We start from the raw sequence: 15,002 nt of genomic DNA on the forward strand, positions 1-15,002 counted from the left end.
CCACGGCCGCAGCGTCGGCAATCTCGACGTCGGCTAACAGTCGTGCAGGCCCGACGCTCGGCGGGGTGGGGAGGTTCTGTTTCGGCGTGTAGACGCTGATGCCAACAGTTGGCGTCAGCGTCTACACCTCGATATCGAACTCCTCCGCTCGCAGACTCGAGCGCGGGTGGTCACCTTCAGCGTGCCACGCGCGACGACGACAACCCCGCCGAAGTAGCGGAACTACCGAGACGGCTGTCCGGATCGGGTGGATCGCCCCTTGCAAGCTGGACGAAGAGCCGATAGCGTCTCCCGCCACCAGTCTGTGTAGTAGTACTACTCACAAAGCGGGCTGAGCCTCCACTGTCAGCGACGAGAGGGAGAAGGCATGCGACGACGACGAAGTGCCGCGGCCGCGGGAGCGCTGCTGCTCATCGCCGGCGCGGTCGTACCGTCCAGCGCGAGCGAGCCGAACGAGCCGAACGAGGAGAACGCCGACGCGGCGCGGACGGTGAGCGTCGATCTCGGGCAGGTCGTCCAGGACGACTACCTGGGCGTGGGTGTCAACATCATTCCGTGGAGCCTGATGGACGACACCACGGCTCTGGGCTACGACGACGCCGACTGGGAGGTCGACGTCGAGCGGATCGCGACCATTCGGCCGGCGGTCGCGCGGGTCTGGTTCCAGCTGGACTGGATGGAGCTGGAGAAGGGACAGTACGACTTCGACAGCCCGGAGATGCGGACGTTCTACCGCTACCTGGACGCACTGGAGAACGCCGGCACCGAGGTGCTGCTGAACTTCGGCTGGAAGGTCGGCGAGCGCATCCACGACTGGTTCACCATCCCGGGGCTGCCCGACCCGTACATCAGCGCGCCGGCGGACCTGCCCGCGTACGGCGCGTCGGCGTCGGCGTTGCTCAACGAGCTGATCACCCACCGCGGCTACGACAACGTCCGCTACCTGACGTTCTACAACGAGCCCAACGGCAGCTGGGATTTCGACGCCCCCGGCGACGAGCGGGCCTACTACGCGCAGATGGCCCGGGCCGTCCACGAGCGGCTCAGCCAGGACGGGCTGCGCGACGACATCGAGATCTGGGGTCCGGAGGAGGTGAACGCCGTCGACTGGACCGGCTACATGGCCGAGCACGCGGCGGACGTCTTCGACGGCTACAGCTTCCACCTCTACGGGGAGTCCTACGACCACCTGAGCCAGTCGATCGCGGACCGGCGGTCGCTGATCGGCGACGCCGACCTGCACCTCACCGAGATGGGCTGGACGAACCCCGGCACCAGCGTGTGGGAGACCGGCTACGCCAACTACGTCATCAAGAGCGCCAACGAGGGCGTGAAGTCCAATCTCGTCTGGCAGCTCAACGGCGTGATGACCGACGACCCGGCCGGTGACACCAACGGTGCGTTCAACCTGTGGGACTCGGTGATCCTCGGCATCGAGCCGACCGCCGCGTTCTACGAGGCCGGCCTGCTGTCGCGGTACATCCCGAAGCACAGCGAGGTGGTCGCGACCTCGACCGACGGTGACGACGTGCGCGCCGCGGCGTTCCGGGACGAGGACGGCGAGCTCACCGTCCTCGTCGAGACCGCGCCGGGCGAGGCCAAGGACGTCACCGTCGAGTTCACCGGCCAGACCGTCACCGACGCCTTCCACCGCATCGAGTTCACCGACGCGGTCGCGCAGCCGGAGCCGAACGCGCTGCTCCCGGCGACCAGCGGCACGCTGCGACCGGCCGGCAACGCGTTCACCGACACCGCGCTCGGCGCCGAGCACAGCTACGTCGTCTACACCACGGCCGACCCGGCGACGCAGGTCGCCGTCACGCCGGTGCAGTCGACCGTGGCCGGCGGCGAGACGCTGCAGCTGTCGGCGCGCCTCGTGGACGGCCGCGGCCCGGTCAGCTGGAGCGTCGTGGGCGAGGGCAACGGACGCATCGACGCCCGAGGCCGCTACACCGCGCCCGACGTCGACACCGAGCGCACCGTCGCGATCCGGGCGACCAGCCGCCGCGACCCCGCCGACTACGGCGTCGCGCAGGTCACCGTCACGCCCGCGTCGAAGCCCGGCGTCACCGACGCGCCGGTGTTCAGCCTGGAGCCCGGGAAGTACGACTCCCGCGAGGCGGTGTTCATCACGTCCGGCACGCCGGGCGCGCAGATCCGCTACACGCTCGACGGCTCGGTGCCGACCGCGGACTCGGCGCTGTACACGGGTCCGGTGTTCCTGCAGCCGCTGCGGACGACCTACCTGCGCGCGGTGGCCTTCGCCGACGGCCTGGAGCCGTCCGGCGTCACGTCGCGGCTCTACAAGGTCATGGACGTGCAGAACGCGCCCGACGGCTACACGTTCTGCATGTACGCCGGCCAGGGCCGGTGCGAGTTCGAGGGCGAGGCCAGCGTGGCGTTCGGCTCCGACGGGCTGTTCGCGTACGGCGTCTTCACCGACGGCGTCGAGTGCACGGCGGCCAGCTTCGGCGGCGACCCGAACCCGGGCGGGGACAACCGGTGCTTCTACAGCACCACCATCCCCGAGGAGCCGCCGCTGGTGACCATCTACAACGCCGGCTTCGAGAGCCCGGCGACCGGCGGCACCGCCAACGGGCCGATGGTCAACGGCTGGACGTTCAGCGCCCGGGCCGGCGTGCAGCACAACGACAGCGTGTTCAACCCCGCGTCGCCGGCGCCGGAGGGCGTCCGGACGGCGTACCTGAAGACCGACTCGGGGCTGGGCAGCCGGATCGACCAGACCATCAGGTTCCCGGCCGGACGGTTCGCGCTGACGTTCTACGCGGCCAACCGCACCGACTTCGGCGGGCTGCAGACCTTCGACGTGCTGGTCGACGGCGTCAAGGTCGGCTCGGCCGCGCCGACGTCGGGGGAGTACGTTCTGCACCGGACCGACGCCTTCACGGTCGAGGCCGGTGAGCACACGGTGTCGTTCGTGGCGACCACCACCGACGGCGACAACACCGCGTTCCTCGACGCCGTCCGCGTGGTCGCCGCCGAGTAGACGGCGGGCCACACCGAGGCGAGCGGGTCAGCCCGGCCAGGCGAGCAGCCTGGCCGGGTTGGCCCGCAGCAGCATGTCCGTGGCCGCGTCGCCGATCGCCGCGCGCACCCGCGGCACGAACCGGGTCCCGAGGTAGGCCAGCCCGGGCATGCCGCCGTAGGCGGCGTACCGGCGACGCCGCGCGACGTCGCCGCCCAGCACGACGCGATCGCCGCCGCCGGCCGCCACGACGTCGGCCAGGCACTGGACGAGGACGGCATCGGGCCACTCGCGGTGCCGTGCGGCGCCGTCGTAGCCCAGGTAGGCGCCGCGGGCCGCGAGCTCGGCGTGCAGGACGGGGTCCGGGTTGCGGTCGGCGTGCGCCAGCACGACGCGTTCGGCGGGCACGCCGGCGCCGGCCAGCCGGTCCAGGACCTCGTGGCCGGCGCTGCCGTGCTCGAGGTGGACCATGACGGGCGCTCCGGTCGCAGCGTGTGCCCGGCCGGCCGCCTCGATGGCCCGGGCCGCGAAGGCGTCGATCGACCAGTAGCCGATGCCGACCTTCACGATCCCGGCGCGGACGGGGCGGCCGTCCGGGCCCGCCGAGGCGGCGCCCTCGCCGTCCCAGCGGTCGTCGGCAGGCATGCCGCCGGTCAGGTCACGGAGGAAGCGGGCCGCCATCGCCTCGGCCGACGCGGCCAGCACGAGGTCGTCGTCGCGGTAGTGAGCGGCGCGGTGCACGCCGGTCGTGGCCACGACGTGCAGGCCGGTGACGGCGGCGATCCGGGCCACCGCGGCCGGGCGCCGGCCCAGGCCGCAAGGCGTGGCGTCGACGAACCCGTCGAAGCCGGACCGGCGCAGGTGGCCGGCCTCCCGCCCGCTGAGCTCCTCGTCGTCGAGCTCGTCGCCGGGGAGCAGCGGCGTCACCTGGAACAGGTGCTCGTGGTAGTTCACGCAGCCCAGCTGGTCCGGGCGGACGTCGCCCAGGACGGTACGGACGAACGCCACGTCAGGGCCGGGTCGCGGGCACCGGGTTGGGCGGTGTGCGGCCGGCCAGCACGGCGACGACGTTCTCGACCGCCATGCCGCCCATCCGGTCGATCGCCTCCACGGTCTGCGCCGCGATGTGCGGCGTCACGAGCACCCGCTCGGCCAGCTCCGGCGCGAGCAGCGCACACCCGGAACCCGCGCCGTGTTCGTGGGTCAGCGCGTCGGCGGCGTAGAACAGGTCCGGCCGGTCGCGGATGGCGGCGGCGAGCGCGTCCTCGTCGACGAGGTCCGCGCGGGCGGTGTTGACCAGGTGCAGCGGCCGCCGCAGCCGCTGTAGCCACGACCGGTCGACGACGGTCTGACCGCCGGGGGCGTGCAGGCTCACCGCGTCGCACCGCTCGGGCAGCTCGTCGGCGGCCACCGGCTCGACGCCGAGCTCGCGCATCGCCACGGCGTCGACGTAGGGGTCGGCGGCCACGATGCGGCAGCCGAAGCCGTCGAGCCGGCGGGCCAGCTCGCGCCCGATGCGCCCGAAGCCGAGGATCCCGACGGTCAGCCCGCCCAGCTCGCGGCCGCGCCAGGCGGCCCAGTCGCCGGCACGGACCCGGCGGTCGCCGCCGGCGACGCCGCGCAGCGAGGCCAGCAGCAGGGCCAGAGCGTGCTCGGCCACGGCGGTGGAGTTGGCGCCGGGGGTGTTCGTCACGACGATGCCGCGCTCGGCCGCGCTGCCGAGGTCGACGGCGTCGACCCCCACGCCGTACCGGGCGACCACCCGCAGCCGCGGTGCCAGCGCGAGGTGGTCGGCGGTGACCGGAGACGTGCCCGCGATCCAGCCGGCGACGCCCGCCAGATCGTTCGCGAGGCTCGCGAGGTCGTGACCGGCCGGCCCGCGGACGACGGTGTGGCCGTGGGCGGCGAGCTCCGCCTCGACGTCGCGCCGCCCGCTGGAGAACGACCGGGCTGTCACCAGGACGGTGGCCACGTGCTCACGCGTCCTGCGACGTGGGCGCCAGCACCAGTTCCCGGACGCAGACGTGCTGCGGCAGCTGGTAGGCGTAGAGCATCGCCTCGGCCACGTCGGAGGCCTGCAGCCCGCCGCCGATGGAGTCGCGGTAGTCCAGGTAGCCCGCGACGATGTCGGCGGACCGGGTGGTCGACAGCAGTTCGGTCTCGACCTGCCCGGGCGCGACCAGCACGACGCGGACCCCGTGCGCGGCGTTCTCGCGGCGCATGCCCTCGGTCATGGCGTGGACGGCGTACTTGGTGCCGCAGTAGACGGTGTGGTCCGGGTACAGGTTCTTCCCGGCGATCGAGCCGATGTTCATGACGGTGCCGCGGCCGCGCTCGCGCATCCCGGGCAGGACGGCCTGGGCGGTGGTGAGCAGCGCGACGCAGTTGACGTCGAACAGCATCTTGATGTCCGCCTCGGGCTGGTCCACGACGGGCGACAGCGGCATCACGCCGGCGTTGTTGACCAGCAGGTCCACCGGCCCGTAGGCGGCCTCCGCGGCGGCGACGGCATCGCGGACGGCTGCCGCGTCGGTGACGTCGACCTCGGCGACCCGGGTGTCCGGCAGGTCGAGGTCGGCCATGCGGCCGGCCCGGCGGGCCATGAGCAGCAGCGGGTGGCCCGCTGCCGAGAACGCCTGCGCGGCGGCGGCGCCGATGCCGGAGCTGGCGCCGGTGATCGCGACGAGAGGCTGGCTGGTCATGAGTCGGCTCTCCGAGGGTGATGTGGCCGTCACTTGACGGCGCCGGCGTACAGCCCGCTGACGAAGTAGCGCTGGGCCAGCACGAACAGGACGAGGACCGGCAGGCTCATGATGAGCACGGCCGCCATGATGTTGCCCCAGTCGGCGAGGTACTGGGCCTTGAAGTACAGGACGCCGGTGGTCAGCGTCCGCTTGTCCGGGTCGGTGAGCAGCAGCTGGGGCACGAGGTAGTCGTTCCAGATGCCGACGCCCTGCAGCACCCAGAACGTCGCGATCGCGGGCCGCGCCAGCGGGAAGAAGATGGCGCGGAACAGCTGGAAGTAGCCGGCGCCGTCGATGACGGCGGCGTCGACGATCTCCGCCGGCACCTGCCGCATGAACGCGGCCATGAGGAAGACGCCGAACGGGATCGCCCCGGCGATGTAGATGAGGATGACGCCCGCGTAGTTGTCGACCAGCCCGAGCTCGCGCACCACGCGGAACTGCGGCACCAGCGCCAGCTGCATGGGCAGGAAGATGCCGGCCGCGATGAGCAGGTAGACGGCCGAGCCGATGCGGGTGAGCCGGCGCACCACCGCGTACGCGGCCAGCGCCGAGATGACGGTGGCGGCCGTCATGCTCACGACGGTCAGCAGGATCGAGTTGGCGAACAGGTTCGAGAAGCCGGCCTCGACCCACGTCGTGGAGAAGTTCTCGACGGTGGGCTCGTGGGGCAGCCCGGTGGGGTTCTGCAGGACCTCGAGGTTGGACTTGAACGCCGTGATGACCATGATGATCAGCGGGTAGGCCATCACGGCGCTGATCAGCACGAGCAGCAGGTTCACCGGCGCCCGGCGGGCGAGGCGGAGGGCACGGCCCCGGGTCATCGCGCACCTCCTTCGGCGGTCGTGGACTTGGTCAGCCGGTTCTGGGCGGCCGCGATGGCGATCAGCACCACGATGACCAGCACGGCCATGGCGGACGCGTAGCCGAAGTTGTTGCGCACCAGGCCCTCGTGGAAGACCTGCGTCATGTAGAGCTGGGTCTCGTTGCCCGGGCCGCCACGGGTCATCAGGTAGACGGTGTCGAACGCCCGCAGCGCGCCGTTGATGGCCAGCACGAGCACGAGGCCGATCGAGGGCACCATGAGCGGGATGGTGACGTAGCGCAGCGTGGTCCATGCGCGCGCGCCGTCGACCTTGGCGGCCTCCATGATCTCGCCCGGGATGGTGCTGAGGCCGGCGAGGAAGATGATGATGTTGAAGCCGAGCCCGCTCCACAGGTCGACCAGGATCACGCTGTACAGCGCCAGGTCGTAGCTGCCCAGCCAGTCCTGCGCGAGGTGGTCCAGTCCCAGGCTGCGCAGCGTGGTGTTGATGGTGCCGGTGGTGGGGTCGTACATGAAGCTCCACGTGAACACGATCGCCACCGGGCTGATCACCATGGGAGCGAAGAAGATCGACCGGTACACGTTGCCCAGCAGCAGCCGCCGGTGCAGCAGGACGGCGATGAGGAACGCCAGCACCGTCTGGACGATCACCTTGAAGAACCCGTAGATCGCGGTGTTGCCGATCGCCTGCAGCAGCACGGTGTCGCCGGAGAAGATGCGGGCGAAGTTCTCCAGCCCGACGAAGTTCACCGGCCGGTTGAAGCCGCGGGCGTCGGTGAAGCTCGACACGATCACCTGGCCCATCGGGTACACCGTGAAGACGCCGTACACGATCAGGGCCGGCGCGACCGCCAGCCAGAATTTGCCGGCCGGGCTCCGGTCGGCCCACCAGCGCCGGCGGGCGGCCGGCGCCGCGGCGGCCGGCGGGACCAGCCTGCGGTTCTCGGGTTTCGTGACGGTCATCGAGTCCTCCCGGTGGACAGGATCGCCTCGTCGGCGACGACGACGGCGCTCCGCGGCCCGACGACCACCCGGCCGTCGCGCAACGGCTCCGCGGCCTCCTCGCCGACCCGCAGCACCCCCGGCCGCGTCATGGCGGGCGGGAGGTGCACCTCGTACGAGCGCTGCTCGTCGTCGTAGTTGGCGATGACGACGCAGCGGCCCGGCCGGTCCGGGCTCTCCCACACCGCCACCTGGGCGTGCCGGGACCGGCGGTCGGGCGCCGTCACCGCCACCCCCTCCGTGCCGGCGAACGTGCCGTTCCAGAGCCACGGCGCGAGCCGGCGGCGCAGGTCGTCGACGGCGGTGGCATAGGCCACCGTGGCCGGCATGTCCGCGGGGCGACCCTTGAAGTTGTACGGCTCCAGGCTCATGGCGTAGCCGTACAGCAGGCACTGGTTGGCCATGTTGCGGTCGTCGAAGCCGGTCAGTGCGGTGACGATGCGCGCCCGAGGGCGCAGGTACCGGCCGAGCGGGAGGTGCCGTTCCGACGAGCTGCGGAAGTAGGAGGCGTCGTAGTGCTCGAACTGCTGGTCGTAGGCGCCCTCGCCGGCGATGACGAAGTCGCGGGCCGACGCCGCGGCCGCCGTCCGGAGGTCCTCGACGAAGTCGCCGTCCCACAGGTAGGTGGAGGCGCCCGGCGGGTGGTCGTGGCCCTCGGCGAAGCACAGCAGCGCCCGGCCGTGGTAGAGCGACTCGTCGGCCAGGACGCCGGCCGCGCCCCAGCTCGCCAGCTGGGCCACCTCGGCGGCGAACCTGGCCCGCAACACGGGGGAGGAGAAGCACAGCGGCACGTACCACGGCGTGCTCATGCCGTACCGCTTGCGCGAGGTGTGGTAGACGGGCCCGGGCTGGGCGTACGGCTGGCCGTTGGCGTCGAGGCACACGTACTCGGCCAGCTCGTCCCAGGACTGACCGGGCCGCTCGACCCACTGGTACTTGACGTACAGCACGGTCTTGACGTCGAGCTCGCGGGCGCGCTGGAGCGCCCGGCGCAGGCCGGCCTCGCCACCCAGCTTCTCCGCGGGCCGGTGCACCGGCACCAGGCCGTCCTGGCCGCCCTCGTTCCAGCCCACGACCTGGATCGCGCCGATGCCGTGTGCCGCGCACTCCTCGACGATCCGCGTCAGCGCGTCGAAGTCGTACCGCGGCTCGCCCTCGGTGGACATCAGCTGGACCTGCAGCCACGACCGCGGCTCGCGCAGCCAGGCGGCGCCGGACGACCGCGCCGCACCCTGGCCGTCGCGGTACGGGGCCAGCGCGGCCGGCCAGTCGCCGGCGAACGGTGCGACCGTCATGGGCAGCGCGGTGAGGCGCCCGCCGCTCTGCCGTGGCATCTGGATCGCGTCGAAGGTCACCGACCTGCGTCCGTCCACCGGCTCGGCGGTGCGGCTGAGGCTGTCGCGGAAGCCCGGTCGCAGCGAGACCCGCCAGCCGATGAACTCCAGCGTCGGCGACGACGGCAGCACCGTCAGCCCGCCCGACCGGCCGGCCAGCACCGCGAACGGCGAGGTGGGGTTGCAGACCACCTCGGGCCGCAGGTTCCCGCTCGCGTAGTCGGGGTACAGCGTGCCCCAGTAGGGCGCGTTGCTGTCGAACCGCGGCAACAGCCGGACCCTGGCGCCCTGGCTGTAGTCGACGGTCAGCAGCTCCAGCTCGTCGCCGTCCGCGGGCGCGATGCCCTCGATCGACGGGAACCGCACGGCCTCGACCTCGGCGTCCAGGCTCAGCTCCAGGGCCAGCCGCAGGCGTCCGTCGTCCAGCGCGGCGGTGACCTCGATGCGGCCGTCGAGCTTCTCGCCGGTGCTGGTCACCGGCCGCTCCCATACCGCGGTGAGGGAGCGGCCGCCGGCTCCGACCCGTGTGCTGGTCACCTGCTGGGCGGCGGTGGCGACGACGACCGTCCGGTCGCCGTGGCGGGGGATCTCGAGCACGTACAGCGACGGCGTCTCGGGACTGTGGACGAGCGCGCCGGCGGTGCGGTCGCGCAGCCCGACGAGACCGCCGCTGTACGCGTCGAACTCGGCCACGGCACGGTCGTCGGCGATCACCAGGGTGGCGTTCACGGGTCTCCTGTGCTGCTACAGCTGGGCGCGGTACTGCTCGAGCGCCACGTCGAGGTCGGCCAGCACCTCGTCGGTCGTCTTCTGGCCGCTGATGATGTTCTGCAGGCCGACGAGCAGCGCGTCCTGGACCGCCTTGTCAGGCGGCGAGAACAGCGCCATGAACGTCTTGCCCTCCCAGGCGGCCTGCATCTCCGGGTAGAGCGGGTCGACGTCCGCGCCGACCTGGACCGTCGTGGTCGTCGGGAAGAGCTTCACCTTCGACAGGAACTCCAGGTACACGTCGTCCTGGAAGAAGAAGTTCAGGAACTCCTGCGCGGCCTCGACGTTGTCGTTGCCCGGGTTGACGCCGAAGCGCACCTGGTAGGAGCCCCAGATGGCGTCCGCCGGCTCGTCGGTGGTGGGGAAGTTCAGGTAGCCCACGTCGAGGTTCGCGGCGCGCGCGTCGGGCAGGATCCACGGCGCCGGGAACATCGCCGCCTCGCCGGTCAGGAACGCCGACTGCGCGGCGGTCTGGCTGGTGCCGACCGGGTTCGGCATGTAGTAGGGCACCAGTTCCTTGACGATGTCGAGCGACCGCTTCCACGCCTCGTTGCCGGAGAAGTCCGCCTCGCCCGCGGTCATCTGCTCGGCGAGGTCCTCGTCGGCGCCGTGCTCGGCCAGCGCGTAGTACACGATGAACTGCGGCCACCAGTTGTCCTGGGCCGACATCGCCAGCGGCGTGATGCCGGCGTCGAGCAGCTGCTGGCACGCGTCGAGGAACTCGGTGTACGTGGTGGGCACCTGCGCGATGCCGGCCTGCTCGAAGAGCGCCTTGTTGTACACGATGCCGTTGCCCGACAGCGAGATCGGCACGTTGTACGCGCCGCCGTCGGGGCTGTAGCGGACGCTCTCCTCGGCCGCCTGCTCCGTCAGCTTGTCGAGGTAGTCGCCGCCGTCGCTGAGGTCGGCGGCGAAGCCGTCGGCGATGAAGTTCTCGATGTTGCCGAGGTCGAAGCCGTAGATGTCGGGCCCGGCCCCGCCGGAGAGGCGGGTCTTCAGCAGGTTGTCGTAGTCGTTGGTGTTGAAGAACTCCGCGTTGATGGTGATGTCGGGGTTCTCCGCCTCGAAGGCGGCGATGACGTCTTCGTACGCCGCGTCGGTGTCGCCGCCGTCGCCCCACATGAGGAAGCTGAGCTCGACCGCCCCGGACGATTCGCCGGCGTTCGACCCGCCGCATCCGGCGAGCAGTGCACCGAGGGATGCGACGGCCGCAACCGCGGTGCCTTTGAGCCACGTCTTCATGGCTTCTCCTAAGATCGACGTTGATCGTGGCCGGGTCGGCGTGTCGGCCGACCCGCACGGGTGTAGTGACACTACACAGTTGGTCGAGGGCGAGCAAGTCACTGCGGGTAAAGCTGGGCGAAATGTCCCAATCTGGCTAGTGAGACTACCGATATCGCGGCCATCGCGGGTACGTTGCCGCCGTGACGCAGACATGCCCCGCGCCCATCGGCCCCCGGCTCACCATCAACACCGTCGTGCGCCGGCACCAGATCGAGGCCACCCGCGACCGGTGGCTGTGGGAGGACGAGTTCGACCGGCACACCCCCGAGCTGGTCGAGCGGTTCTCCGGCACCGTGCGCGAGGCGGCGCCGGGCGCACGCGTCACGTGGGGGTTCTCCTGGGGCGCGCTGACCGATCCGTCGGACCGGTACCGCGCGATCCGGCGGCTGGTCGGCGAGCTGGCGGACGAGTACGGCGACGACGTGACCTTCGTGCCCGGCGGCTTCTTCGCCAACCTCCACGGCTCGCGCGACGACGTCGCGCGTGAGATCGACGACGCGCTGGACGTCCTGGCCGGCGCGTTCGACCGGCCGGCACGGTCGCTGCTGGCGGGTTTCCTGGCCGCGGAGAACATCCGGCGGGTCCGCGAGGACCGCGGCATCCGGGTCGTGCAGGGCAACATCTGGAGCCAGTTCGACATCGACCTGCAGGACGGCGACGGCTCGATCGCCTACCCCTACTACCCGTCGCGCCGGCACTTCCTCGTGCCCGGCCGCGGCGACGACCGCATCGACGCGGTGACGATGGACGGCTGGACGGTGGACCTGCTCGCCGCCCGTCACAGCGGCATGGGCGTCGACGCCTCCGGCCGGCAGCTGAACTCCCGGCTCGGGGCTGGGCCGATCGAGACGCTGCACCGGCTGCCGCTGGACGACGCCGTGCGGCAGCTGCGCTCGACGGCGCGGGCGCACCTGGACGACCGCGCCGTCGAACGGAACGGGCTGGGCTGGGTGACGGTGAACTACGAGATCAGCGAGGTGAGCCGCGGCCTGGACGTCGACCCCGCCATCCTGCGGCTCTGGGGCGAGTGGATCGCCTGGCAGCACGAGCGGTGGCCGCGGCTGCGGACACCGACGATGGCCGAGCTCGGCGAGGAGTGGATGGCCCGGCATCCGGACAACGAGAACCTGCGCTACCTGCTGCGGCAGGACGGCACCGGCATCGGGGCGTCGGCCGCCGGCGAGCGGGTCACCTGGTTCATGACCGCCGACTACCGCCTCGGCGTGGCCGAACGGGACGGCCGGCGCGAGGTCTTCGACTACACGCCCTACGACGTGCCGGCCCGGGAACCGGAGGAGACCGGGGACCGGCGGTGGAGCCTGCTGGGCGAGATCAACCAGAAGGGCACCCGCCCGCAGGACCGCCCGGTGCCGCTCGAGGAGTTCCTGCACGCCCGGCCCGGACTGGCCGAACGGCTGGACCAGTGCTACGCCGCCGAGCCGGAGTACCGGGAGCTGGTGGCGCCGTGATCGTGCTCGAGGGCCTGACGGCCGAGCACCGCGTGGAGCCGTGCGGCGTCGACGTGCCGCCGCGCTTCGGCTGGCGCGTGGCGGCCGACGAGAACGGCGTGGTGCAGCACGCCTGGCGGATCCGCGTCACCGACGACGCCGGCCGCGAGGTGAGCGACTCGGGCTGGGTGGAGTCGGCCGAGTGCGTGGACGTGCCGTACGACGGGCCGCCGCTGCACCCGCTGACGCGGTACGGGTGGCGGGTGGACGTCCGCACCAGCCACGGGGGCGCCGAAGCGAGCTCGTCGTTCGTCACCGGTGTCCTCGACGGCGACTGGCACGGCGCCGCCTGGATCGGCCACCCGCATCCCAGCGGTGCCGCGCCCGTCCTGCGCACCACGGTCGACGTCGGCAGCGTCGCCGCGGCCGCGTACCTCGTGGTCGCCGCGGGCGGCTACGCGCACGCCACGCTCGACGGCCGGCCCGTCGACGACGCCGTCCTGTCGCCGGGCTTCACCGACTACGACGCCCGCGTGCAGTACGTCGTCACCGACGTCACCGCGCTGCTGACGCCCGGCCGGCACATCCTCGAGCTGGAGCTCGGCCGCGGCTTCTATGCGATGGCCGCGGCGAACACCTGGGACTGGCACCGGGCGCCGTGGCGCGGCGAGCCGTGCGCGCGCGTGCTGCTCGTGGTCACCGACGCCCGCGGTGGCGTGACGCGGCTGGTCAGCGATGAGCGGTGGCGGGCGGCGGACGGGCCGACGCGGGAGGACGACCTGTACGCGGGGGAGACTTACGACGCCCGCCGGCCGGCCGAGCTGGCCGGCGCCGCGGCCTGGGTGCCGGCCACCGTGGTGCCGGGTCCTCGCGGGCGTCCGGAGTGGCAGCGGCAGCAGCCGATCACCGCGGCCGGCCGGCTCGAGCCCGTCGACGTCGCCGAGGTGGGCGACGGCGCCTGGGTGTACGACTTCGGCCGCGTCATCGCCGGCTGGGCCGAGGTGCGGGCCGCGGACGCCGCGGGCGAGGTGGTGGAGCTGCGCTACGCGGAGCGGCTGGGCCCGGACGGCCGTGCCGACGTCGCGGACCACCACGGGTACTACGCGGGCCGGTTCCAGACCGACCGGCTCGTGCTGGCCGGTGCCGAGCGGCCCGTGCGCTGGCAGCCCCGGTTCGGCTACAAGGGCTTCCGCTACGTCGAGGTGTGCGCTCGGCGCCGCCCGGAGCTCACCGCCGTCGTCGTCCACACGGCCGCGTCGCGGACTGGGACGTTCCGCTGCTCCAGCGACCTGCTGAACCGGGTGCACGAGCTGACCGTCCGCACGGTGCTCAACAACCTGCACGGCCTCCCGACGGACACGCCGAAGTACGAGAAGAACGGGTGGACCGGCGACGGCATGCTCGGCGCCGAGCTGATGCTCATGAACCTCGACACCCACGCGCTGCTGGACAAGTGGGTCGACGACATCGCCGACAGCCGGCACGGGTCGCCCGCGCCCGCGGTCATCGCGCCGCACGGCGGGTGGCGCATGGACTGGACGCCGGCGCCGCCCTGGCACTCGGCGTACGTGCTGATCCCGTGGTGGATCTGGTGGTACACGGGCGACCGCCGGCCGCTGGAACGGCACTGGGACGGCATGACCGCCTACGTCGGCCACGAGCTCGCCCGCTCACCGGGCGGCATCGCCGCGACGACGCTGGGCGACTGGGTGAGCCCCGAGACCGACCCCGCCGGCGGCAACGCGCCCGAGGACAGCCGGGTGCCGGCGACCGCGTTCCTGGCGCTCATGCTCGACACCCTCGCGCGGGCCGCGGAGGTGGTGGGCGACGACGGCCGGCGGTGGGCCGACGCGGCCGGCGCCGTGCGGGCGGCCTTCCGTGCCGAGTTCCACGACGCCGGCGCCGCGATGGTGCGCGGCGCCGGCGACCACGGGTACCGGCAGTCGCACAACGTCCTGGCGCTGGCGTTCGGCCTGCTGGAACCGGGGGAGGAGCAGCGGGTCGCCGACCGGCTGGCCCGCGACGTGCGCGAGCGCGGGAACCGGCTGGGCACCGGAGCGCTCTCGACGAAGTACCTGCTGCCGACGCTGACCCGCTACGGCCACGCCGATCTCGCCCTCGTGGTGGCGCGGCAGACGGAGTTCCCCAGCTGGGGGCACTGGCTGGCGCACGGCGCCACGTCGCTGTGGGAGCACTGGAGCCCCGACGCCCGCTCCCACGGGCACTACTTCCTCGGCACGATCGACGACTGGCTGTACCACGACGTCCTGGGGCTGAGGCCGGTCCGGCCCGGCTGGCGGCGGGCCCGGCTGGCGCCCGCCGTCCCCGGGCTGGACTGGGCTCGCGGCGCCGTGACCACGCCGTACGGCCGGCTGGCGGTGCGCTGGCACCGGACCGAGGCCGGCGTCGCCGCCGAGGTCGAGGTCCCCGTCGGCGTCGTGCTCGACGTCGCCGGCCGCGGCGGGCCGCTGGGGCCGGGGCGGCACGAGGTGGTGCTGCCCGCCGAGGCGCGTCCCGGCGCGTCGCTCCATGATCGAGGTAGCGAACCTACGCAAGGCGGATAGCATGACAACGCACAGTCCACCGGACGAGCATCGACCGGGCCGCCCG

General features: G+C 72.4%; 10 protein-coding genes. 3 read left to right on the forward strand and 7 right to left on the reverse strand.

Translation table 11 applies throughout. The features are described from left to right. The first annotated feature begins 367 nt into the window (after positions 1-367). Positions 368-3,007, forward strand: a complete 2,640-nt coding sequence (locus DY240_RS22105; RefSeq protein ID WP_119662004.1) for a chitobiase/beta-hexosaminidase C-terminal domain-containing protein — start codon at positions 368-370, stop codon at positions 3,005-3,007. A gap of 27 nt (positions 3,008-3,034) precedes the next feature. Here the strand turns inward: DY240_RS22105 and DY240_RS22110 are convergent, their stop codons facing one another. The 7 genes from DY240_RS22110 to DY240_RS22140 are packed head-to-tail and all read right to left on the reverse strand — an operon-like array spanning position 3,035 to position 10,902. Beyond that, positions 3,035-3,994, reverse strand: a complete 960-nt coding sequence (locus DY240_RS22110) for a phosphotriesterase family protein (RefSeq protein ID WP_119662005.1) — start codon at positions 3,992-3,994, stop codon at positions 3,035-3,037. Between the two features lies 1 nt (position 3,995). Continuing rightward, positions 3,996-4,958, reverse strand: coding sequence for an NAD(P)-dependent oxidoreductase (locus DY240_RS22115; RefSeq protein ID WP_119662006.1), 963 nt, complete (start codon positions 4,956-4,958; stop codon positions 3,996-3,998). Positions 4,959-4,962: 4 nt separating this feature from the next. After that, positions 4,963-5,688 (reverse strand): SDR family oxidoreductase, encoded by a 726-nt coding sequence (locus tag DY240_RS22120; protein ID WP_119662007.1) that lies wholly within the window; start codon positions 5,686-5,688, stop codon positions 4,963-4,965. Positions 5,689-5,717: 29 nt separating this feature from the next. Beyond that, on the reverse strand, positions 5,718-6,554 hold the full coding sequence (locus tag DY240_RS22125; RefSeq protein ID WP_119662008.1) for a carbohydrate ABC transporter permease: 837 nt from the start codon (positions 6,552-6,554) through the stop codon (positions 5,718-5,720). Next, complete coding sequence (locus tag DY240_RS22130; RefSeq protein ID WP_119662009.1) at positions 6,551-7,519, reverse strand: carbohydrate ABC transporter permease; 969 nt, start codon at positions 7,517-7,519, stop codon at positions 6,551-6,553. Before DY240_RS22130 ends, DY240_RS22125 begins: the two co-directional genes overlap by 4 nt. Next, a complete protein-coding gene (locus tag DY240_RS22135; RefSeq protein WP_119662010.1) occupies positions 7,516-9,621 on the reverse strand; it encodes a DUF6259 domain-containing protein in 2,106 nt (701 codons plus the stop codon). Before DY240_RS22135 ends, DY240_RS22130 begins: the two co-directional genes overlap by 4 nt. A gap of 15 nt (positions 9,622-9,636) precedes the next feature. Continuing rightward, a complete protein-coding gene (locus DY240_RS22140) occupies positions 9,637-10,902 on the reverse strand; it encodes an ABC transporter substrate-binding protein (protein ID WP_119662011.1) in 1,266 nt (421 codons plus the stop codon). A 182-nt stretch (positions 10,903-11,084) separates the two neighbouring features. On the opposite strand from DY240_RS22140, the gene DY240_RS22145 reads away from it, so the two are divergent. Together DY240_RS22145 and DY240_RS22150 are read left to right on the forward strand one after the other, a co-directional pair. Next, positions 11,085-12,413, forward strand: a complete 1,329-nt coding sequence (locus DY240_RS22145) for a DUF3863 domain-containing protein (RefSeq protein ID WP_119662012.1) — start codon at positions 11,085-11,087, stop codon at positions 12,411-12,413. After that, a complete protein-coding gene (locus tag DY240_RS22150) occupies positions 12,410-14,956 on the forward strand; it encodes an alpha-L-rhamnosidase (protein ID WP_158602949.1) in 2,547 nt (848 codons plus the stop codon). The genes DY240_RS22145 and DY240_RS22150 overlap by 4 nt, the downstream gene beginning before the upstream one ends. Positions 14,957-15,002 lie beyond the last annotated feature (46 nt).

The organism is Jiangella rhizosphaerae (genome assembly GCF_003579925.1).
GTDB classification, from domain to species: domain Bacteria; phylum Actinomycetota; class Actinomycetes; order Jiangellales; family Jiangellaceae; genus Jiangella; species Jiangella rhizosphaerae.